The organism is Ornithinimicrobium murale (assembly GCF_003352835.1).
In the GTDB taxonomy this organism is placed as follows: Bacteria; Actinomycetota; Actinomycetes; order Actinomycetales; family Dermatophilaceae; genus Ornithinicoccus; species Ornithinicoccus muralis.
Genome location: NZ_QLVD01000008.1, coordinates 26,236 through 47,303, shown reverse-complemented (window position 1 = coordinate 47,303; position 21,068 = coordinate 26,236). Strand labels below are relative to the sequence as shown.

22 protein-coding genes and 2 pseudogenes are annotated in these 21,068 nt (G+C 68.9%); 10 read left to right on the top strand and 14 right to left on the bottom strand.

Annotated features, from left to right (window positions below):
* Positions 1-86: 86 nt before the first annotated feature.
* Both DPQ65_RS03030 and nrdR read right to left on the bottom strand, forming a co-directional pair.
* The gene (locus DPQ65_RS03030; RefSeq protein WP_114905909.1) at positions 87-2,972 is read right to left on the bottom strand and encodes a vitamin B12-dependent ribonucleotide reductase; all 2,886 of its coding nucleotides are present in this window, start codon (positions 2,970-2,972) and stop codon (positions 87-89) included.
* A gap of 159 nt (positions 2,973-3,131) precedes the next feature.
* The gene (gene nrdR / locus DPQ65_RS03025) at positions 3,132-3,620 is read right to left on the bottom strand and encodes a transcriptional regulator NrdR (RefSeq protein ID WP_114905908.1); all 489 of its coding nucleotides are present in this window, start codon (positions 3,618-3,620) and stop codon (positions 3,132-3,134) included.
* A gap of 440 nt (positions 3,621-4,060) precedes the next feature.
* Here nrdR and DPQ65_RS03020 point away from each other — a divergent pair, with 440 nt between their 5' ends.
* Entirely contained in the window at positions 4,061-4,438 is a 378-nt protein-coding gene (locus DPQ65_RS03020) for a hypothetical protein (protein WP_114905907.1), read from the top strand.
* 130 nt (positions 4,439-4,568) lie between these two features.
* Here DPQ65_RS03020 and DPQ65_RS03015 read toward each other — a convergent pair whose 3' ends face one another.
* Complete coding sequence (locus DPQ65_RS03015) at positions 4,569-4,820, bottom strand: hypothetical protein (protein ID WP_114905906.1); 252 nt, start codon at positions 4,818-4,820, stop codon at positions 4,569-4,571.
* A 34-nt stretch (positions 4,821-4,854) separates the two neighbouring features.
* On the opposite strand from DPQ65_RS03015, the pseudogene DPQ65_RS03010 reads away from it, so the two are divergent.
* Positions 4,855-5,361: pseudogene (locus DPQ65_RS03010) on the top strand (IS5 family transposase); the annotation flags it as partial.
* A gap of 459 nt (positions 5,362-5,820) precedes the next feature.
* On the opposite strand, the gene DPQ65_RS03005 reads toward DPQ65_RS03010, so the two are convergent.
* On the bottom strand, positions 5,821-6,048 hold the full coding sequence (locus tag DPQ65_RS03005) for a hypothetical protein (RefSeq protein WP_162801987.1): 228 nt from the start codon (positions 6,046-6,048) through the stop codon (positions 5,821-5,823).
* Between the two features lie 353 nt (positions 6,049-6,401).
* Here DPQ65_RS03005 and DPQ65_RS03000 point away from each other — a divergent pair, with 353 nt between their 5' ends.
* A complete protein-coding gene (locus tag DPQ65_RS03000) occupies positions 6,402-6,776 on the top strand; it encodes a hypothetical protein (RefSeq protein ID WP_114905904.1) in 375 nt (124 codons plus the stop codon).
* Between the two features lie 192 nt (positions 6,777-6,968).
* Here DPQ65_RS03000 and DPQ65_RS15475 read toward each other — a convergent pair whose 3' ends face one another.
* From DPQ65_RS15475 to DPQ65_RS02985, 3 genes are all read right to left on the bottom strand, one after another.
* Positions 6,969-7,478 carry a hypothetical protein gene (locus tag DPQ65_RS15475; protein WP_162801986.1) on the bottom strand — a complete coding sequence of 170 codons (510 nt, stop codon included), beginning with the start codon at positions 7,476-7,478 and terminating at the stop codon, positions 6,969-6,971.
* A gap of 278 nt (positions 7,479-7,756) precedes the next feature.
* The gene (locus DPQ65_RS02990) at positions 7,757-8,062 is read right to left on the bottom strand and encodes a helix-turn-helix domain-containing protein (RefSeq protein WP_114905902.1); all 306 of its coding nucleotides are present in this window, start codon (positions 8,060-8,062) and stop codon (positions 7,757-7,759) included.
* Between the two features lie 5 nt (positions 8,063-8,067).
* Positions 8,068-8,418: a type II toxin-antitoxin system RelE/ParE family toxin gene (locus DPQ65_RS02985; RefSeq protein ID WP_114905901.1), complete on the bottom strand. Its 351-nt coding sequence runs from the start codon at positions 8,416-8,418 to the stop codon at positions 8,068-8,070.
* A gap of 530 nt (positions 8,419-8,948) precedes the next feature.
* Between DPQ65_RS02985 and DPQ65_RS02980 the strand changes: the two genes are divergently transcribed.
* From DPQ65_RS02980 to DPQ65_RS15995, 5 genes and pseudogenes are all read left to right on the top strand, one after another.
* Positions 8,949-9,428: a (2Fe-2S)-binding protein gene (locus DPQ65_RS02980; RefSeq protein ID WP_272947629.1), complete on the top strand. Its 480-nt coding sequence runs from the start codon at positions 8,949-8,951 to the stop codon at positions 9,426-9,428.
* A complete protein-coding gene (locus DPQ65_RS02975) occupies positions 9,425-11,896 on the top strand; it encodes a xanthine dehydrogenase family protein molybdopterin-binding subunit (RefSeq protein ID WP_114905900.1) in 2,472 nt (823 codons plus the stop codon). The genes DPQ65_RS02980 and DPQ65_RS02975 overlap by 4 nt, the downstream gene beginning before the upstream one ends.
* Entirely contained in the window at positions 11,893-12,753 is an 861-nt protein-coding gene (locus DPQ65_RS02970; protein ID WP_114905899.1) for an FAD binding domain-containing protein, read from the top strand. Before DPQ65_RS02975 ends, DPQ65_RS02970 begins: the two co-directional genes overlap by 4 nt.
* Before the next feature lie 4 nt (positions 12,754-12,757).
* The gene (locus DPQ65_RS02965; protein ID WP_238146648.1) at positions 12,758-13,552 is read left to right on the top strand and encodes an SRPBCC family protein; all 795 of its coding nucleotides are present in this window, start codon (positions 12,758-12,760) and stop codon (positions 13,550-13,552) included.
* 60 nt (positions 13,553-13,612) lie between these two features.
* Positions 13,613-13,756 (top strand): annotated as a pseudogene (locus DPQ65_RS15995) (ISL3 family transposase); the annotation flags it as partial.
* 49 nt (positions 13,757-13,805) lie between these two features.
* Here the strand turns inward: DPQ65_RS15995 and DPQ65_RS02955 are convergent.
* The 3 genes from DPQ65_RS02955 to DPQ65_RS02945 all read right to left on the bottom strand — a co-directional run bounded on the left by DPQ65_RS02955 (position 13,806) and on the right by DPQ65_RS02945 (position 15,587).
* A complete protein-coding gene (locus DPQ65_RS02955; protein ID WP_114905897.1) occupies positions 13,806-14,312 on the bottom strand; it encodes a DinB family protein in 507 nt (168 codons plus the stop codon).
* A 247-nt stretch (positions 14,313-14,559) separates the two neighbouring features.
* Positions 14,560-14,973 carry a hypothetical protein gene (locus DPQ65_RS15470; protein ID WP_162801984.1) on the bottom strand — a complete coding sequence of 138 codons (414 nt, stop codon included), beginning with the start codon at positions 14,971-14,973 and terminating at the stop codon, positions 14,560-14,562.
* Positions 14,970-15,587, bottom strand: coding sequence for an IS607 family transposase (locus DPQ65_RS02945; RefSeq protein WP_114905895.1), 618 nt, complete (start codon positions 15,585-15,587; stop codon positions 14,970-14,972). The genes DPQ65_RS15470 and DPQ65_RS02945 overlap by 4 nt, the downstream gene beginning before the upstream one ends.
* 154 nt (positions 15,588-15,741) lie before the next feature.
* On the opposite strand from DPQ65_RS02945, the gene DPQ65_RS02940 reads away from it, so the two are divergent.
* Complete coding sequence (locus DPQ65_RS02940) at positions 15,742-16,047, top strand: hypothetical protein (RefSeq protein ID WP_114905894.1); 306 nt, start codon at positions 15,742-15,744, stop codon at positions 16,045-16,047.
* Between the two features lie 107 nt (positions 16,048-16,154).
* On the top strand, positions 16,155-17,204 hold the full coding sequence (locus DPQ65_RS02935) for a zinc-dependent alcohol dehydrogenase (RefSeq protein ID WP_114905893.1): 1,050 nt from the start codon (positions 16,155-16,157) through the stop codon (positions 17,202-17,204).
* A gap of 39 nt (positions 17,205-17,243) precedes the next feature.
* Here the strand turns inward: DPQ65_RS02935 and DPQ65_RS02930 are convergent, their stop codons facing one another.
* Genes DPQ65_RS02930 through DPQ65_RS02915 form a run of 4 tightly spaced genes read right to left on the bottom strand, consistent with a single transcriptional unit; the run spans position 17,244 to position 21,053 of the window.
* Positions 17,244-18,383 (bottom strand): XdhC family protein, encoded by a 1,140-nt coding sequence (locus DPQ65_RS02930; protein WP_114905892.1) that lies wholly within the window; start codon positions 18,381-18,383, stop codon positions 17,244-17,246.
* The gene (locus DPQ65_RS02925) at positions 18,376-19,527 is read right to left on the bottom strand and encodes a vWA domain-containing protein (RefSeq protein WP_114905891.1); all 1,152 of its coding nucleotides are present in this window, start codon (positions 19,525-19,527) and stop codon (positions 18,376-18,378) included. The genes DPQ65_RS02930 and DPQ65_RS02925 overlap by 8 nt, the downstream gene beginning before the upstream one ends.
* Positions 19,524-20,441 carry an AAA family ATPase gene (locus tag DPQ65_RS02920; protein ID WP_114905890.1) on the bottom strand — a complete coding sequence of 306 codons (918 nt, stop codon included), beginning with the start codon at positions 20,439-20,441 and terminating at the stop codon, positions 19,524-19,526. Before DPQ65_RS02920 ends, DPQ65_RS02925 begins: the two co-directional genes overlap by 4 nt.
* 9 nt (positions 20,442-20,450) lie before the next feature.
* Positions 20,451-21,053, bottom strand: coding sequence for a nucleotidyltransferase family protein (locus DPQ65_RS02915; protein WP_238146647.1), 603 nt, complete (start codon positions 21,051-21,053; stop codon positions 20,451-20,453).
* Positions 21,054-21,068 lie beyond the last annotated feature (15 nt).

Sequence of the window (21,068 nt, the reverse complement as noted above, 5' to 3'; positions counted from 1 at the left end):
TATCTGCCCCGGACATGGCGCCGCCGTGGTGCGGGGTGGGTTGGTTACCTCCCCGCACCACGGCGGAACTCGTGGGGCCCTGGGCCTCAGCTGCAGCCGCTGGTGGAGCCGCAGCCCTCGCAGACGTAGCAGGAACCGGCGCGCTGCATCTTGGTGCCGCAGGTCATACACATCGGGGCGTCAGCGGACTTGCCCTGGAACTTCTCCATCAGCTCGGCCGAGGAGTGCACCTCCGCCTGGACCGGGCGGACGGCGGCCGCAGGTGCCGTCTCCTCGGTCTCGGCCTTCTCCGCCCTCTTGGTGGAGGGAGCCACGGACTGGCTGTAGGACTCCAGCTCGTCCTCCAGGTCCTCGCCGTCGGAGTCGCTCGAGCCTGACCCGGCCTGGTAGGACCCGGTCTCCAGCTCGCGGGCCCGCTCCTCGGCGGAGTGGATGCCCATGTAGTCGCGGGTCTCGAAGTCCAGGTAGTCCAGCGCCAGGCGGCGGAAGACGTAGTCCATGATCGACTGCGACATGCGCACGTCCGGGTCGTCGGTCAGACCGGCCGGCTCGAAGCGCAGGTTGGTGAACTTCTCCACGAAGGTCTCCAGGGGCACGCCATACTGCAGGCCGATCGAGACGGCGATCGAGAAGGCGTCCATCACGCCGGCCAGGGTGGAGCCCTGCTTGCCGAACTTCAGGAAGATCTCGCCCAGCGTCTCGTCGTCGTAGGTGCCGGCGGTGAGGTAACCCTCGGCGCCACCGACGGAGAACGACGTGGTCTGGCTGGTGCGGCGCTTGGGCAGGCGCTTGCGGACCGGGCGGTACTCGACGACCTTCTCGACCTTGGCCTCGGCTGCTGCGGCGCTCTTGTCCTTGGCGGTGGACCCGCCGTCGGACAGCGGCTGACCGACCTTGCAGTTGTCGCGGTAAGCCGCGAGCGCCTTCAGGCCGAGCTTCCAGCCCTCCATGTAGACCTCGGCGATCTCCTCGACCGTGGCCTCCTCCGGGAGGTTGACCGTCTTGGAGATGGCACCGGACAGGAACGGCTGCACGGCGGCCATCATCCGGACGTGGCCCATCGGCTTGATGGCCCGCTCCCCCATCGCGGTGTCGAAGATCTCGTAGTGCTCGGTCTTCAGGCCCGGGGCGTCGATGACGTGGCCCTTGTCGGCGATGTGCTCGACGATCGCCTCGATGGTCTCCTCGGCGTAGCCGAGCATCTTCAGCGCGCGCGGGATCGTCTGGTTGACGATCTGCATGGAGCCGCCGCCGACCAGCTTCTTGAACTTGACCAGCGAGAAGTCCGGCTCGATGCCGGTGGTGTCGCAGTCCATCATGAAGCCGATGGTGCCGGTCGGCGCCAGGACGGAGGCCTGGGCGTTGCGGTAGCCGTTCTTCTCGCCGACCTTGACGACCGAGTCCCAGGCCTTGGTGGCGGCCTTGTGGATGTCGGAGTCCATGCCGTGCAGGGTGCGGATCTCGTCGTTGGCCGCCTGGTGCTTGCGCATGACGCGCTTGTGCGCGTCGGCGTTCTGGGCGTAGCCGTTGTAGGCGCCCACGACACCGGCCATCTCGGCGGAGCGCTTGTAGGCGGCGCCGGTCAGCAGCGAGGTCAGCGAGGCGGCCAGCGCGCGGCCACCCTCGGAGTCGTAGCCGCGGCCGGTGGCCATCAGCAGCGCACCGAGGTTGGCGTAGCCAATGCCCAGTTGGCGGAAGTTGCGGGTGGTCTCACCGATCGGCTCGGTCGGGAAGTCGGCGAAGCAGATCGAGATGTCCATCGCGGTGATGACCAGCTCGGCGACGGCCTGGTACTTCTCCACGTCGAAGGTGTTGTCATCGCGCAGGAACTTCAGCAGGTTCAGCGAGGCCAGGTTGCACGAGGAGTTGTCGAGCGAGAGGTACTCCGAGCAGGGGTTGGACGCGGTGATCCGCCCGGTCTCGGGGTTGGTGTGCCAGTCGTTGATGGTGTCGTCGTACTGGATGCCCGGGTCGGCGCACTCCCAGGCGGCCTTGGCCATCTTGTTGAACAGCTCGCGGGCGTCGACGGTCTCGATGACCGTGCCGTCCTTGCGCGAGCGCAGCCCGAACTCCTCGCCGTCCTCGACCGCGCGCATGAACTCGTCGGAGACGCGGACCGAGTTGTTGGCGTTCTGATACTGCACGGACACGATGTCGGCGCCGCCCAGGTCCATGTCGAAGCCGGCGTCGCGCAGCGCGCGGATCTTGTCCTCCTCGCGCGCCTTGGTCTCGATGAACTCCTCGATGTCCGGGTGGTCCACGTCGAGCACGACCATCTTGGCCGCGCGACGGGTCGCGCCACCGGACTTGATGGTGCCCGCGGAGGCGTCCGCACCACGCATGAAGGACACCGGGCCAGAGGCGGTGCCACCGGAGGACAGCAGCTCCTTGGAGGAGCGGATGCGAGAGAGGTTCAGCCCGGCACCGGAGCCGCCCTTGAAGATGAAGCCCTCCTCCTTGTACCAGTTGAGGATCGAGTCCATCGAGTCGTCCACGGACAGGATGAAGCACGCGGAGACCTGCTGCGGGCTGGAGGTGCCGACGTTGAACCACACCGGGGAGTTGAAGCTGAAGATCTGGTGCACCAGGGCGTAGGTCAGCTCGTGCTCGAAGATCTCGGCGTCCTGCTCGGTGGCGAAGTAGCCGTGGTCCTTGCCCGCCTTGACGTAGGTCAGCACCACGCGGTCGATGAGCTGCTTGAGGCCGGTCTCGCGCGCCTCGGTGCCCAGGGCCCCGCGGAAGTACTTGGTCGTGACGATGGTGGAGGCGTTGACCGACCAGAAGTCGGGGAACTCCACGCCACGCTGCTCAAAGATCGTCTCCTGCGTCTTCCAGTTCTGCTGGACGACGTCACGCTTCTCCCAGGTCACCTCGTCATAGGGGTGCACACCGGGGGTGGTGTAGATGCGCTCGATCTTCAGGCCCTTGCCGGCCCGCCGTGAACGGGAGCGTGCGGCGCTCGTCTCCGTCATGATTCCTGACTCCTCTGTGTGTGCTGACCTATGTGTTTCAACGTCTCGTGCTGCTCATCTAGTCCTGCTCCGGTGGCTCCCAACCACCGTCCCACCGCCCACCGACAGTCCCTCTCCCACGGGACAGACACCCTCGGTGACCTGCAGGTTTGCCCTGCCCTACGGCATACTCCCCGCCGTGTCGGGAGCACGCTCTGCCGCGTCCCGCTCGGTGCGCAGCAGGGTGATCGCCCCCTCGAAGTCCTCCAGGCTGTCGAACGCCTGGTAGACGCTCGCGAACCGCAGGTAGGCCACCTCATCCAGGCACCGCAGGGGCGACAGGATCGCCAGACCGACCTCGTGGGCGTCGACCTCAGCCTGCCCCTGGGAGCGGATGGCCTCCTCGACCTGCTGGCCCAGGATCTGCAGCGCGTCCTCGGTGACCGGCCGCCCCTGGCAGGCCTTGCGCACTCCGGAGAGCACCTTGTCGCGGCTGAACGGCTCGGTCGCGCCGGAGCGCTTGATGACCGAGAGGGTGGCCGTCTCGAGCGTGCCGAACCGGCGCCCGCACTCGGGGCACTGGCGACGGCGGCGGATGACGGTCCCGTCCTCCTGGACGCGGCTGTCCACCACGCGAGAGTCCGTATGCCGACAGAACGGACAGTGCATCTCGGGCCTCCTCGTGTGGTCGGGCTTGGGTGGTGTTGCTGGGTGTTTCTGCTGGTCGCCCTGTGTGCTGCGCTGGGGACGACCTGTGGAGAACGTGTGGGCCACGCCCCCCAACCTGTGCACAACATGTGGACGAACCACAGGTGTGTAACTACTAGATATAGGGATCATAGGCACGACTCGACACAAGACACAACAGGGCGCGCCCAGGGAGTTCTGGGGCTGGTGTGACTTCGCAGGTCAGCGCGTTGTGAGGGTCGCGAGGCTCGGCGTGGCGCCGCGCGTGCCGGCACCCGACGCGGCCCTGCGAGGACGTGCGCGCTATGTCGCGGGGCGCTCGTTGGCCCGGTGGACAGGTCCGAGAAGCCGTGCTTACGGTGTGGAACACGGAGCAAGAGAAGCCGAATCCGGCACGACCGTCCACAAGGGGGAACGGCATCATGAAGAGGATTCTCATCACCGTCACAGCTGCCCTCAGCCTCGCCGCTTCGAGCGCAGGGGCTGTCGCAACGGCCACCGGGCCAGCAGCACCTGACCACGCAGCGAGCGGCCCCGCCCAGGAGTCGCGGGACGACCTGCGGACAGAGCCGACAGGCAGCATGATCCTGGAGAAGAGCGACTGCACCAACAGTTGGTTCAAGCTTGCGGGGGGCCGGTTTGCCTGCCTGATGGGCCCGTACGACGAGGACTGGATCGCCAAGGGCGTGCAACACGGGTGGGAGGCCGGCGGAGCCAACGTCACCGGCGGCTGGATCTCACAGCACTGTCAGCCCTACCTCATTGTCGACAAGTGGTGTGCTGTGATCGCAGCCTACTGAGCCCCAAGAAACCGAACCCGAGCCAGGTGCCCGGCCCCCGCTGCGGGAGCCGGGCACCTGGCTTGTGGAGGCGGTGCTCAGGCGCTTCCAGGAGGCACCTTGGTGCGTTCTACCGATCACTGCCACCCCCCTACGTCCAGCGGAAGAACCGCCCGGCCAGCCCGCCGGCCACGACCGTCCAGGCCCCCAGGGCACCCAGGTCGCGCAGGGCCGGCGCCTCGCCGGTCCAGGGCGCAGCCAGTGCCTCGACGCCCGCGCCGTAGGGCAGCAGCACACCTGCCTGACGCAACACGTCCGGGAGGTTGTCCACCCCGCCGAAGCCGCCGCCCAGGGCTAGCATCAGGAAGAAGGCGCCGAGCCCCAGCGCCAGACCGGCGTTCACCGTCGGTGCGGTGGCGGCGCAGAATCCGCCGCCCGAGCCAGCTGACCACGCCCTGGGCCGTTCCCGTGGAGGCCTCTCCACGAAGATCCACACCCTGGCCGATGAGGCCACGGCCTCGGTCCAGATCCGGCTGACCGGCGGCCAGGCCGGCGATAACCCGCAGCTGATCCCGCTGATCGATGACTACCGCCGAGCCGGGACGCGTGCACCGTTCCGGCTTCTGGCGGACAAGGCCTACTCCCATCCCTCCACCCGAGACCAGTTGCGCCAGCGCAAAATTGCGCACACGATCCCGCAGCGCAGTGACCAGATCGCGCACCGGAAGGCAAAGGGCAGCCGCGGTGGGCGGCCACCCGCCTTCGACCCGGACACCTACAAGGAGCGCAACACCGTCGAACGCAGCTACCTACGCCTCAAGCAGTGGCGAGGCGTCGCCACCCGCTACGACAAACACGCCCGCACCTTCCTCGGCGGCGTCCTACTCGCCGCCACCGCCATCTACGTCAACACCCGCCGATCGCATAAAGGAGACACGCTCTAGGTCCTCCAGCAGCCCGGTCACTCTCCGCGGCACGAGCGAGTTGAGGGTCATGACTCGAATCTAGCAGAGCTGGGCACGCAAACCATGCAAACATGATCGCCCCAACTAGACAAATATGATCGCACTTGCTGGACAAACTTGAAGGCCGCTCATCGGCAGAGTAGTGATGCCACGACCTTGACGGCGGCGCGCGTCGGCGTGGTGATCCATAACATCCCGTTTGCCGCGCGGCCTGGCTCCAAACCTGCGGTCCGGTGACGATCGTTTTCGAACCATCACCCCCAACTGCTCGAAACTTTAGTCCGGAATCCCGAGCGTCGTGTTGAGCGGCTGACTTTCGGACCATAGGTTCTGAGCAGGGGCGCGCGACAGAACGGGCCGAGCCCCACATGACCTCCCCGCGGCATGAGCGAGCGCACGCAAAGGTACGCGCGCGAATGCCACTTCTATCCGTATGGCCTATTTCTGGAGTAGGGCGCGCCGACTGCGGCGGGCCTTGCCGGCCACGAGCACAACGGCCGCCACAGAGAAGAACATCACGCCAGCCTCAACAGTAGTTGTTCCTCCGAACTGCGCCAAGGCGACCACGGCAACCAGCCCGTAGGCGACTGCGGCGAGCACTAACCACCCGACGTGAGGTGCCCTGGCCGGGGGCCGGGGCACGGCGGCTGCTCCTGTTAGCGACATGGTTGAACAGTAGCGGGCCACCGTGCTCGCGGCTAGAGCCCTCAAGTCGCGCCCGGCTCGGGGCGAAAGTCGTCCCAGCGCGGCAGAACAGGACGTCTGGCCGAGTCGAGGTGGGGGTGATGAAGACGGCGCTGGGCATCGCAAACGGGGAAGGGTGATGATGCTGTGCCGCGAGGCACTAACTCCGTACCAGGGGACCTCGGCGGTTCGGTGTGTGGGGCGGCTGGCCACCGCGACCACCCCGGAAGGCAGTGCGGGAGGATTGCCTCGGTATATCGATGTGCCCGTTTGCGCGTCTTCGTGCCGCACCCTCCGGTTGGACGAAAATTGAAGCCCTGAAGCAAGGAGATGTGATGGAACTCGTTACCCGGGTCGATGTCGGGGACCCGAGACGGACCCGGGTGGATGCCAAGTGCCTGCTCTCCATCGAGTTGGATGACGGTGAGCGCGTTCCTCTGCTCACCGATCGAGGATGGGGGTCAACTGCGTTGTGGACCGAGACCAGCATGGAGGAGATGGAGGCAGACGCCCTGACGGTTGTCGGGCCTGACGCCCCCTTCGATGACCACACCGAGGAGGAGATGGCCCGCGGTTACTGGAAGACGTTGGAGCGTGAAGCACGGGACCGGAACCTGGCCATCACCGCAGAAGAACTCGCGGGCCTTCCGCACCATGTCGAGTTCACGGAGGAAGTCTTCACCCGAGTAGATGGAGGGGACGGGGCCTGACTAGGTGAGCGGCTCAACTTAGCCAGAGGTCAGGACCGGGCAGGTATCCCGACCGTCACATTTCGACCTCCCGGTAGTCCGCGCCACCCCGGTCACACCCGCTACCACCCTGCGGCGCGAGCGTGCTTCCACGCTGCATGCGGCAGATGAGTGAGCGCTGAAGCGCACAATCAGGGCTGTAGGTGATCCTCGTCAGTTCGAGTGACCAAGGCCGAGGGCGACAAGAACCGCCGCGCCGCCATCCAGAACACCACCGACCGTACCGTCCTGATCGAATTCTCCAGGTGGCGTGAAGTGTGGGTTGTCGGTCAGTCGGACGCTGCCACAGCCGAAATCGTCGACGACTACTCCGGTGAGATCGCCGTCGTGGGCGTACACCACCATCCAGCGCGGTCCGGCATCCGCAGTGCAGGGTTGGACAGGACCCACCAGGGCCAGGTCACCCAAGGCAGCACGCAGGTCCGGTAGGTCATCCGCGGTGACGGGCTCGAGCTGCCCCACGCGTTCCCATCCGGCGCTGCTGCCGTCAAGATGATCCATGAAGTAGTAACCGCAAACCCAAGCCTCCTGCGGTTCGAGAAGGTTCGGAAGCTTCTTCGCAGACTCCTCGACGCCAAAGCCGTAACCGGACGGGTCGTCCCCAATCGGCAATTCCTGGGGACACGGTCGACCGTCCGCTTCGGCGACCTCGCGGGATCGCACCGTGGGATGCTCTGCCCTCGTGCTCGTCTCGCATCCGGCGAGAACGAGACCCGCCATCGCCAGAGACAGGAACACAACCCCGCGACCGATCCGACCCCTAGCGCGGAATCTGGCAACGAGGGTAGTGGCACGGCCGATGCTGGGCGGCAACATGATCTATTAACGTTCCCACAACCTCAGCGGTTCCGAAGGGTGTCGCGGCTCCGTGTCCTCTTCCTGCCCTCGGCACGATCGCGACTCGCGACCAGCGGCAGTTGCGCGTAGGCCGCTCAGCCAGATCAGGCGACCTGAACCCTGTCGTCCCCGATGACGTATTCGATCGCCATGTCTCCGCCGACCGCCTGGAGGTAGTTGCGGATGGTGCCGATCTTGGCGCTGTCGAGGTCCCCGTTCTCGATCTTCGAGACCTGGCGCTGGCCGACACCGATTCGCTCAGCCAGCTGGGCCTGGGTCAGCCCAGCCTCCTCACGCAGCTCCCGCAGCCGGTAGGCGCGCACCTCGGTGAGCATGCGCCGCTTGTGCTTCTCGACCTGCTCCCGATCCACCGGGTGCTCGGTGAGGAAGTCGCTGATGGTCTTGGCCATGTCGCTCACTGTCCTTCCAGTCTGCGCAGGTGCTCGTCGAACAGGCTGTCGGCGAGGGGAATGTTCTTCTTGTACCAACGTTGCCAGTTGCCAGCCTTGTCACCAGCGATCAGCAGGATGGCCTGCCGCTCTGGGTCGAATGCGAACAGGATGCGTAGCTCGGACCTCCCCGACGACCCGGGCCGCAGCTCCTTCATGTTGCGGTGATGGGAGCGGCTTACCGTGTCGACGACAGGTCGTCCAAGCTGGGGCCCGCGGTCTTCGAGCAGCTCGATCGCAGCGACGACCTGCTCTCGTGATCCTTGGTCCAGCGAAGCGAGCCATCCCGCGATGAGCTCGATGTCAACGCTCCACATCACCCCACTCTAGACCCTCTAAGGTCTGAACATCAAACTGGAATGTGTGGCAGGAGACGTCCGCAACTCGGCAGAGTCGCAAGACGACTGGGGGCGCCGCCCCATAACATTCTGTTTGGGCATGGCCACGGTCCAAAACGCACGGTCCGGTGACGATCGTTTCCGGACAGGGCAATGACGAAGGGCCGTTCCTGCAGGCGGGCACTGTCCGAAAACCAGGGTCCGAAAGTGTTCGTGCCCGTAACCCCACCCAGAGGGCCAGTTCCGAGCAACCAGCAGCACGCTGCCCTTACCCTTCGTGGACGCCGCCGCGGAACCCGTGGCAGACCGCTGGGTGACCTCAGCTCGCGACCGCGTCGACACCCCCTGGTCCCTGCCCGCTGAGCCTCGCGCAATTCGCGGGCCTTCTCATCTGAGGCAGCGACAACGTTTCGCGGACACTTCGGTGAGTCTCGTCGAAACCTTGCGGGAACCCGCTCGGCAGGCAAGGATGACCAGGGACAACGAAGTCCCGCTCCCCGGAGGCCCCTGTGACCAAGATCTCCATGACTGTCGACGGCGTGAACTACCAGGACGAGGTGGAGCCACGCACTCTGCTCGTCCACTATCTACGAGAGCAACTGGGCAAGACCGGCACGGTGGTCGGCTGCGACACCAGCAACTGCGGTGCCTGCACGGTCCACCTCGACGGGCGCAGCGTGAAGTCGTGCAACGTGCTGGCCGTCCAAGCCGACGGCGGCGAGGTGACCACGATCGAGGGAGTCGCCGACGGCGAGACGCTGTCCCCGGTCCAGGAGGCCTTCCGCGACTGTCACGCCCTCCAGTGCGGCTACTGCACCCCCGGGATGATCATGCAGGCCACCGACCTGCTGCGGGAGAACCCCTCCCCCGACGAGGACTACGTCCGCCAGCACATGGAGGGCAACCTGTGCCGGTGCACCGGCTATCACAACATCGTCCGGGCGGTCCTGCAGGCGGCCGACGCCGGCACGGGGGGTGAGCAGGCATGACGATCACCGAGGAGCCCCAGACCGGCAATCGCGAGGTCGGCCGGGACCGGCGCCGCAAGGAGGACCAGCGGCTGATCACCGGCCGCACGCGGTGGACCGACAACATGCAGCTGCCGGGCATGCTGCACCTGACGATGGTGCGCAGCCCGTTCGCCCACGCGCGCATCACCAACCTCGACACCACCGAGGCCAAGGCCGCACCGGGTGTCATCGCGGTGCTGACCGGAGCCGATGTCACGGACCTGCAGGGCTCCCTGCCCAACGCCTGGCCCGTGACGCCCGAGCAGAAGGCCCCTCCGCACCCGGCGATCGCCGTGGACCGGGTCGCCTTCTCCGGCGAGATCGTGGCCGTGGTGATCGCCCGATCGGCGGCTGCGGGACGGGACGCGGCCGAGCTCGTCGACGTTGACTACGAGGAGCTCGACGCGGTCACCGACCTCAAGGCGGCCGCCGCCGACGAGGTGCTCGCCCATCCCGACCTGGGCACCAACGAGTCGGCCCTGTGGGTCTTCGACTCCGTGGAGGCCGGCACCGGCGAGGACGTCGAGGCCGCCATCCGCGACGCCGACGTGCTCGTCGAGCGCGAGTTCCGCCAGCAGCGGCTGATCCCCTCCTTCATGGAGCCCCGCAGCGTGGTCGTGGACCCGACCGGTGAGCAGTTCGTGCTCTGGTCCTCCACGCAGGTGCCGCACATCCTGCGCCTCATGCTCGCCCTGACCCTGGGGGTGTCCGAGTCCAAGATCCGGGTCATCGCCCCCGACGTGGGTGGCGGGTTCGGCGGCAAGCTGCAGGTCACCCCGGAGGAGGTCATCACCTTCCTGGCCGCACGGCACACCGGCAAGCCGTGCAAGTGGAACGAGACCAGGTCGGAGTCGCTGCTGTCCGCCCACCACGGGCGCGACCAGTGGCAGAAGCTGACGCTCGCGGCCCGGGCCGACGGCACGGTCACCGGCCTCAAGGTGCACCTGACCGCCAACATGGGCGCCTACCTGGGCCTGGTCACCTCCGGCGTGCCGATCCTGGGCGCCTTCATGTTCAACGCGATCTACAAGTTCCCCGCCTATCGCTTCGAGTGCCAGAACGTCTTCACCAACATGACGTGGACCGACGCCTACCGCGGCGCCGGCCGACCGGAGGCCACCTTCGCCATCGAGCGGATGATGGACGAGCTCGCCACCGAGCTCGGGCGGGACCCGCTGGAGGTCCGCGAGCAGAACTGGATCAAGCACGAGGAGTTCCCGTTCACCACCGTGGCCGGGCTGGAGTATGACTCGGGCAACTACGAGGCCGCCACCGCGCGCGCCAAGGAACTGTTCGGGTATGCCGAGCTGCGGGCCGAGCAGGCCCGTCGCCGGGAGAGCGGGGACCGGGTGCAGCTGGGCATCGGGGTCTCGACCTTCACCGAGATGTGCGGCCTGGCACCCAGCCGGGTGCTCGGTGCCCTCTCCTACGGCGCCGGCGGCTGGGAGCACGCGTCGGTGCGGATGCTGCCCTCGGGCAAGGTCGAGGTCATCACTGGCTCCTCCGCCCACGGCCAGGGCCACGAGACGGCCTGGAGCCAGATCGTGGCCGACGAGCTCGGCGTGCCCTTCGAGGACATCGAGGTGCTGCACGGGGACACCCAGATCAGCCACAAGGGCCTGGACACCTACGGCTCCCGCTCCCTGGTGGTCGGTGGCCAGGCCGTCATCGCCGCCTCCCGCAAGGTGGTCGAGAAGGCCCGGCCGCTGGCGGCCCACGCACTGGAGGCCCACGAGGACGACCTGGAGTTCTCGGCCGGACGGTTCACGGTCAAGGGCGCCGGCGAGGGACAGGAGGGCGTCGCGCTGACCGACCTGGCCCTGCGGGTCTTCGCCGCGCACGACCTGCCCGACGGCACCGAGCCCGGACTGGACGCCGACGCGACCTACGACCCGGTGAACTTCTCCTACCCGCACGGCACGCACCTGTGCGCGATGGAGATCGACACCGAGACCGGCGAGTCCACGATGCGCTCCTACGTGTGCGTCGATGACGTCGGGCACGTCGTCAACCCGCTGATCGTCGACGGGCAGATCCACGGCGGCCTGGTCCAGGGCATCGCGCAGGCGCTGTGGGAGGAGGCGGTCTATGACGACCAGGGCACACTGATCACCGGGTCGTTCGTGGACTACACCCTGCCCACCTCGGCCGACACGATCAGCTTCGTCACCGACCGCACCGTGACCCCGTCCACGACCAACGACCTCGGCGCCAAGGGCGTGGGTGAGGCGGGCACGATCGCCTCGACCCCGGCCGTCGTCAACGCCGTCCTGGACGCCCTGCGACCCCTGGGCGTCACGGACATCGTCATGCCGTGCACCCCCGAGCGGGTCTGGAACGCCATCCAGGGCGCCGCTCACCAGCCGCTCACCGAGTCAGCAGCGCCGCACTTCGAGGAGTCGGCGCCCAACCAGGACACCCCCGAGACGGAAGGCGGCACGCTGTGATCCCCGCGCCCTTTGACTACGCAGCGCCGACCACCGTCGAGGAGGCCCTGACCCTGCTGTCCGAGCACGGCGACGATGCCAAGGTGCTGGCCGGCGGGCAGTCCCTCCTACCCGTCCTGCGGATGCGACTCAACGCACCCGAGCTGGTCGTGGACATCTCCCGGATCGAGTCCCTCAAGGGGATCACCGACACCGGTGACGCGGTCCGCATCGGTGCCGCCACGACATACCAGGAGGTCCTGGACAGTGACCTGGTGCGCGAGCACCTGGGCCTGCTGCACACGGCCGTGGAGCAGATCGCCGACCCACAGATCCGGCACCGCGGCACGGTCTGCGGGGCGTTGGCGCACGCCGACCCGGCCGGTGACGTCGGTGCCCCCGTGCTAGCGCTGGACGCGACCATGGAGGTCCAGAGCCGCGGAGTGGTCGGACCGCGGCAGGTCAGCGCCGCCGACTTCTTCGTGGACCTGTTCGAGACCGCCGTCGGCGACGGCGAGCTGCTCACGGCAGTGACCATTCCCAAGCACACTGGCTGGGGCAGTCACTACGAGAAGTTCGTCCGGGTCTCCCACCAGTGGGCGATCATCGGGATCGCGGCGGCCGTGCGGGCCGAGGGCGGCGTGATCGCCGAGGCCAGGGTCGGCATGACCAACATGGGCGCCAAGCCGCTGCGGGCTCCGGCCGTCGAGCAGGCACTGGCGGGGCAGCCCGCCACCGAGGAGGCCATCAGCGAGATCTGCGCCCGTGCCGGCGAGGGGACCGAGCCGCCCTCGGACCTCAACGGAAAGGCGGACTATCGCCGACACCTGGCGGGGGTCCTCACCCGCCGGGCGGTGCTGGCCGCGGCAGGAGCCTGATCCGATGGGCATGGAGCTCCGCCACACGTTCAGCGTCCCCGCCTCCCCCGAGAGCACCTGGGCGCTGCTCACCGACCTGGAGCAGGTCGGTGGCTGCTTCCCCGGCGCCAAGGTCACCGAGACCGACGGTGACACCTTCTCCGGGACGGTCAAGGTCAAGCTGGGGCCGATCCAGATGCAGTATGCCGGCAAGGGCGCCTTCCTCGAGCGCGACGACGTCGCCCACCGGGCGGTCATCGAGGGCAAGGGCAAGGACAAGCGGGGCAACGGCACCGCCAACGCCACGGCGACCATGACGCTGACGCCCGACGGTGACGGCACGAGCGTGGAGGTCCTCACCGACCTGGTGGTGACCGGCAAGCCCGCGCAGTTCGGCCGGGGCGTCATGCAGGACGTCTCGGACAAGCTGCTGGGCCAGTTCGTCGAGTGCCTGGAGTCCACGCTCGGCACCGACGAACCCACGGAGACCACAGAGGCCGCCTCGACCGGGACCGAGCAGGCGGAGGCTCCCGCCTCAGCGGCTCCGATCGCGGAGACGGCGACGGAGACGACCCGATCTGAGGTCGCCTCGACGCCCGAGCCCACACCGGGGCCGAGCGGGGCGGAGGCCCCACCCCTGGCCCCGGCCGCGACGCGGGCCGCGGTCCGCAGCGGAGTGGAGTCCTCCGACGACGACGCGATCGACCTCGGTGAGCTGGTGGGGCCGGTGCTGCGCGAGCGCTACGGCATGGCCCTGGCCGCCGGTGTCGGTGGGCTGGTCCTCGGCATCATGATCGGGCGTGCCCTGCGCCGCGGGTGAGCGCACCGAAATGCGGCTTGTCGCAGCTGAGGGTGTAGTCCGGTCGGGCGATTCTGCGGGTGCCGGGTTGTCGAGCCCGTCAGATGGTGTCGTCGCTGCGGATGCCAGGGCGCGGCCAGGGACACGGTGGTCCGGGGGTGGCGCACGAGCCGTTCGGGTGGCGGCCCACGGTGTTGGAGATCAGCCTCCGCCGATACCGGTGCAACGCCGCTTCCGACGACCGGAACACGGACCGACGACGCGCCGCGAGCCGTCAGTCGCCGACGCTGCCGTCGATCATCTCGCGCAGGATGTCCGCGTGGCCCGCGTGCCGGCCAGTCTCCAGGATCACGTGCAGGTACACCCACCGCAACGTCAACTCGCTGCCCCGCGGTGCGTAGTCGAGGCTGTGCTGGGCGGCGATCTCGCGGGAGCGGTCGCACTCCGCCTGGTAGGCGCCGATGACGTCGTCGAGCGTCTCGTTCGGCTCCAGCCGCAGGTCGGCCTCCGGGTCTGCGTCGGTCCACGGCGGCGTGGGCAGCTCCGCGGCGGGGATCTGCCCGATCTGCTCGGCAAACCCGCCCAGTTCCACCCACCGCAGGTGTTTGATCAGGCCCCCGAGGTTGGTGCCGGTCGGCACCGGGCTGCGCCGGGCGTCCTCCTCCGACACCCCGCGGGCCTTGCGCACGACGGCATCGCGCAGGTAATCCAGGAACGTCTCGAGTTGCTCGCGCTCGCTGGCGGCGACCACACTGCCGAGAATCTCACCGGGTCTAGTCATCGCTCGAACGTAGCACGCGGGCCGACCCTCGCACCGGGGCAATTTGGGCACTTCGCACTCGCAGTTGAGGGCGTAGTCCGGCCGGCGCGTCGGTGGCCGGGTAGGGGTCGAGGTCTCCCGAGGATGGAGGTGACGCCGTGGTGGCGCTGTGCCCCCGACCGCACACACTCAGCCTGCTCGCCGGTGAGGTCGAGCGTGAACTGGAACGCCTGCGCGGTCCAGCCCTCGGGAATCTCGAAGCGGGCCATTACGGCCAGTCCTGCATCCTCTGCCACGACCCGAAATCCACACCTTCACGAGCCTCACGACTGGCGAGGTAGGTGACGGCCTCGTCCAGCATCTGAGGCAGGCTGGCGGGTGTGGTCCACGCGGCGTAGTCATCGCCATAGCGCTTGCGCAGCGCCTCACGCACTCCACCTGGGTTAGCGGCCTCCCCACCGTGCTGGCCACGGCCATTGAGCTGGACCACGCAGTCGTCACAGACCAGATGGCACGCCGGCGGACCAACAATCGTGACACCGCCCTTGCGCCGCTCAACAGTCGCTGGTTCTGAGGGCAACACCAGTTCATACTCGTCATCTGAACCGGTCGGGGTACGAATGGTGGCAGAGCACACCGCGCACGGCTGGATACGCGACAGCAGACGCCCAGCCTTGCTCATGACTCGCCACCTTGCCTGCTAGCACCGACAACAGCGGCGGGGCCGATGTCGCGCTGGGCGCAGCCGACGGCCTTCAACGCCCGGTTCCGCGCGAAGCGGCGACCATAGAGGCGGGCGCAGAACGAGGTGAGGACTTCCACCATGTCGCGCACGAGGTCGTCCTCAACCTCACCGTCATCGAGCACCACCAGCCTGCGGCCGTGGGCCGACAGCGCAGCCTCGATGAGTTCGGTGTTCATCCGTCCGAGCCGGTCTCGGTGCTCGACCACGACAGCAGTGACTCTGGGGTCCGCGAGCATCCTGCGAACCTTGGTACGGGAGCCGTTCATCCCGGACCCAACCTCGGCCTCCACACGCACCACCTGGCCACCAGCATCAGCAGCCCACGAAGTGAGTCGGGCTACCTGACGGTCCAGGTCATCCTTCTGATCATGCGAGGACACCCGCGCATACAACCCGAACGCAGTCCGAGCCTGGGTCGGCGCGTCCGGGGAGACAAGCACCGAGCGAGAGTTGATCCGCACAGCAGGCACCGGCAGCGTCCCCTCCCGAAACCACCCAAAGGCAGTCTGCGGATGGACGCCCTGCTGACGTGCCCACTCGGTCAGATTCATACATTCATCGCATCCCTAGAGCGTCTGTACGCGCGGTATTACTCACTATCCGAGGAGCTGCTACCAACCCTCCGAGAATGTCTGCACGGTTCGTGAGACCGGAGAGGGCTGGGTCGCAGACTGGCCCGACGAGGACCACCCACCCCTGCCCGAGGTGACCATCGCCTGGCTCCTCTGGCACATCGAGTGGTGGTGGAACGACACCATCTCTCGGGTCAATGGCCTGCCTCCCATCGCCCCACAGGACCACCACTGGACCGGGGGCACGTCGGGCATCGTGGCGGCCAAGGAGGAGTGGGACCACCTGTTGTCCACCGCTGATCTCGACAGGTCGGTCGATTGGCTGATGTCAGAGCCTCAGCCCCTGTGGTTCATCGCCTCCTGGGTCACTGTCGAGCTGACGAAGAACCTCGCCGAGATCAACCAGCTGAAGATCCGCTGTTCACAACTCGCTGGGTGAGGGCAGAGGGGCCTCGGCCCCGGTGACCGTCAGGCACGCCGTTCTCGTTACGGTGCTAGGTGCCCCCGTCGTGAGGCGGCCCCGTCCCCAGTGAGGAGCAACACAACATGTCCGACGCACAGCGTTTTCTCAGCGTGAGCGGCCCGCGCACCCTGGAAGAGTCGGCCTTCACCTCGCCGGAGCCCGGTCCTGGACGTGTCGTCGTCGACATCGCCTACACCGGCATCTGCGGCACCGATGTGCACGGCTACACCGATGGCAGCATGCTGCCGCCCGCGGTGTTCGGGCACGAGTGGGCCGGCACCGTCCGGTCCGTGGGCGAGGGGGTCAGTCTGGTCGCCCCCGGTGACCGTGTCGTCGGTGGTGTCGGCCCGGCGTGCGGACACTGCGGGCAGTGCCTGGCCGGGCACGCAAAGAACTGTGACGTTGTCTTCGCCGAGGCCAACGGTGTCGACGAGCAGGCACCCGACCACGGTGCCTTCGCCACACAGGTGGAGGTCTCGCAACGTCGGGTCATCCCAGTGCCGGACGCCCTCTCGGACATTGACGCGGCACTCGTGGAGCCGGCCGCGGTCACCTTCCACGCCGTCCGGCGGGCCAGCATTGAACCGGGCTGCCTTGCCGTGGTCGTCGGCGCCGGTCCGATCGGCCTGCTGACAGCCCAGAACGCGCGGGCGGCCGGGGCTGGGCGGATCATCATCTCCGAGCCGTCCGAGCCGCGCCGGGCCACGGCGCGGGAGCTGGGTTTCGAGGACGTGGTCGAGCCCGACGAGCTGCAGGGCCGGATGGACGCCGTGACCGCAGGCGTCGGTGCCGACATCGTCTTCGAGTGCGCCGGGGTCCCCACCCTGTTGCAGTCCTCGGCCGAGCTGGTCCGACGAGGCGGCACGCTCGCGCTGCTGGGGTTCCCGCTGAGCGAGTCGACGGTCAGCTACGCCGACTGGCAGCAGCGCGAGCTGACGGTCATCGGGTCGCTCGCCTACAACCGCGAGGACTTCGTGGGCGTCATGCGCCTGGTCGAGCAGGGCAGCATCTCGCTGGCGCCCCTGCACACCGGGACCATCGAGCTCTCCGAGGTCAAGGACATGCTGGAGGAACTGGACTCGGGTCAGTCCACCCACACCAAGGTCCTGGTCGCGCCGCGCGGCCAGGACTGACGAACGGGAGGCCACGCCTGCGCCGGCAGCTCGCGTCCGTCAGTGCTCGGGGTGCCGGTGGATTGCACCCTCGGTCTGGCTCAGCGGCTCTCCCTGGCCGCCCCAGCGCAGGGCGATGATCTCCGCCGCGACGCTGACCGCCGTCTCCTCCGGGGTCCGGGCACCGAGGTCGAGGCCGATCGGGCTGCGCAGCCGGGAGAGCTGCGCCTCGGTCAGCCCGCTCTCGCGCAGGCGGGCCAGGCGGTCCTCGTGGGTCCGGCGTGAGCCCATCGCCCCCACATAGGCCAGTTCCGGGGCGTCGTCCCCGAGCAAGACCTCCAGGAGCGGCACGTCGAACTTCGGGTCGTGGGTCAGCACACAGGCGACCGTCCGCGGATCGAGCCGGTCCTGCGCGACCTGCTCCTCGACATACCGGTGGGGCCACGTCACGACCACCTCGTCCGCGTCGGGGAAGCGGGTGCGCGTGGCGAAGACGGGCCGCGCGTCGCAGACCGTGACGTGATAGCCGAGGAAGGACCCGACCCGGGCCACGGCCGCCGCGAAGTCGATGGCACCGAAGACCAGCATCCGCGGGCGCGGGGCATAGGAGGCGACGAAGACCCGCATGCCCTCCCCGCGCCGTTGCCCCTCGGGGCCGTACTCCAGGATGGCCGTCCGGCCCTGGGCCAGCATGCCCCGGGCGTCGTCGATGACGGTGTCATCCAGCCGCTCCGTGCCCAGCGACCCGGCGGTCGGCTCGCCCTCGGGACGCACGACCAGCCGCCGGCCAACCTCGGCGGGGTCCGGGTGCTCGACGACGGTCGCGACCGCGACCGGGCGCCCGGCGGTGACGTCGGCGACCACCTGCCCCAGCTCGGGGAAGTCGTCACGCGAGACCCGCTCCACGAAGACGTCGAGGATGCCGCCGCACGTGAGGCCGACGCCCATCGCCTCGTCATCTGAGATCCCATACCGTTGCAGGACAGGCGATCCCGCAGAGATCACCTCCTCCCCGAGCTGATAGACGGCGCCCTCGACGCAGCCACCGGAGACCGAGCCGACGGCCTCGCCGTCCGGCCCCACGAGCATCGAGGCGCCCGGTTGACGCGGCGCGGACTTCCAGGTGCCGACCACGGTGCCCAGCGCGACCGTCTCACCCGCCTCCCACCAGGCCATCAGCTCCTCCAGCACGTCACGCACGAGAGACCACCTCCAGAACCTCCTCGAATGCGGCCAGCGAGTGCCCGGCCACGAAGTCGTCGACAGAGGGCAGGGCCGCGACGATCCCGGACTGCACGGGCAGGTAGCCGCTCTTGCCGCGGTGCGGGTTGACCCACACCACCCGGTGGGCCAGGGACCGCAGCTGCCGCATCTGCTCGCCGAGCTGCTCGGGTGCCTCTCGTTCCCACCCGTCGCTGAAGACCACGACGACGGCCCCGCGCGCCATCCCGCGGCGGCCCCACCGGCGCAGGAAGACGCCCAGCGTCTCGCCCAGCCGGGTGCCCCCGGACCAGTCGGGCACGGTCTCCCCCGCCGCCAGCAGCGCCCGATCGGGGTGGCGCTCCCGCAGGGCCCGGGTGAGGTGGGTCAGCCGGGTGCCGAGCGTGAACACCTCCGTGGTGCGCGGTGCGGCCTGCACCATCCGGTGCGCCAGGCGCAGCACGTGGTCGGCATAGGGGCTCATCGACCCCGACACGTCCACGAGCAGCACGACCCGCCGGACGCGCACCACCCGGCGCCGTCGGCGGATCCGGTCCGGCTCGCCCAGGGCACGCAGGTGGGCACGGACCGTGGCCCGCCCGTCGATGCTGCCCCGGTGACTGGCCGTATGCCGTCGCGCCGGCCGCGTGGGTGGCCTCGCCGTGAGTGTCGCGAAGGTCCGACGCAAGGCGTCCTGGTCCTCAGGGGACAGAGCGGCGATGTCACGGTGACGCAGCACCTCGGTGGCCGAGGCCGCTGCCCGCACCGCCTCCTCCTCGACCTCGTCGTCGCCACCGGTTGGGTCAGTCCCCGCCTCCTCCAGGGAGGCCTGCAGCAGGGTGGGGGGCGACTGCGCCGGGAGGGAGACCCCGTGCATCGCCCGTCCGCCGAACCAGCCAGTGAAGACCTGGTCGTAGGGCTCGATGTCGGACTGGGAGGCGGTCAGCGTCGCCCGACCGGCCCAGTAGACACGGTCCCGGTCACCCAGACCGACCGCGGCGCAGGCCTGCAGGAAGGTGCGCTCCCGGTCGGCGCTGACGGGCAGTCCGGCGGCGCGGCAGGCACGGGCGAAGCCGCCGAGCGTCTGGACCGCGCTCCACCCCGCTGCGCCGGCGCACGCCGCCCCGTCAGTCCCGACGGTCATCTCGTCAGCATCCGGTCGATCGCGACCCGGACCCGCTCGGTGTCCTCGCGGTGCTTCACCGCGGCGCCCATCGTGCGGGCCGCCACCTCGGGGTCGAACCGGCTGAGGCCGAGCGCGGCCACGGCGCGGGCCCAGTCCAGGGTCTCGGCCACCCCGGGCGGCTTGAGCAGGTCCTCCTCAGCACGCAGCCGTTGCACCAGGCGCACCACATCGGTCGCGAGCGCCTCCTCGACCTCGGGCAGCCGGACGCGGAGGATGGCCAGCTCCCGCTCCAGGCCGGGGTGGTCGATCCAGTGATAGAGGCAGCGCCGCTTGAGGGCGTCGTGCAGCTCCCGCGTGCGGTTGGAGGTGAGGACGACCAACGGCGGCGTCTGCGCACGGACCGTCCCGAGCTCGGGGATCGTCACCGACCAGGTCGAGAGGACCTCGAGCAGGAAGGCCTCGAACTCGTCATCTGCCCGGTCGATCTCGTCGACCAGGAGCACGCACGGCGCCTCGCGCAGCGCCCGCAGGATCGGCCGGGCCTGCAGGAACCGCTCGTCGAAGAGGTTCGCCTCGAGCTGCTCGACACTGTGCAGCGCGTCGGCTCCGTCGCCGATCGGGCTGCGGTCGGCGAGTGCCTGCACCGCGCGCAGGTGCAGGATCTGGCGGGGGAAGTCCCAGTCATAGAGCGCCTGGCCCGCCTCGATGCCCTCATAGCACTGCAGCCGGATCAGCGGGACATCCGTCAGTTGCGCAAGGGCCTCGGCCAGCGCGGTCTTGCCGGTGCCGGGCTCCCCCTCCAGCAGCAGCGGCCGGTCGAGGTCCTGGGCCAGCCAGGTGACCGTCGCCAGGCCTGCGTCGGCCAGGTAACCGGTCCCGGCTAGGGCGTCGGACAGCGACTGCGGGCTGGCGAAGACGTCCTCGTCTGACATGGCGACACGCTAGCGGGGAGCGCCGGGTTCGTCGACATCGGTGCCCTCGGCAAGGTCGCCGCACTCCACGAGGGCCGGCGGCACGGCCCGCAGGTAGCTCCGCGCCCCCGCGTCCCCCCGCGCACGCCCCAGGACACCCTCCCAGTGGTCGCGCCCGAGCAGCACCGGGTGTCCAGGACGACCGCCGTATGCCGCGCGCGCCAGGGCGCCGGTCCCGGCACCGGCGGCGTCCAGCACCCGGGCGACGACGTCGGCACCGACGTCCGGCAGGTCCACCAGATGGACGAGGGCCTGCAGCGGGATCGTCCGGCCCCGGGTGGCCAGCGCGGTCAGGCCGGAGCGCAGCGACTCCCCCATCCCCTGCTCCCAGGTGCCGCACCGGGTCGTCGTGACGTCCTCGAGCCCGGCGACCCGTGCCTCGACGTCCTCGGCCTGCGCACCGGTGACGACCAGGACGTCACCGCACCCGCCCTCGAGCAGTGCACGGGCGGCCCGGACCACCCAGGGCCCTTCGGTGTCCTCGACGGTGCCCTTGGGCTGGCCGTAGCGCCGACCGGCCCCGGCGGCCAGGAGCAGCCCGGTCGTGCGGCCTCGGGTCGCGTGCACAGTCACAGGGCCATCATGCCC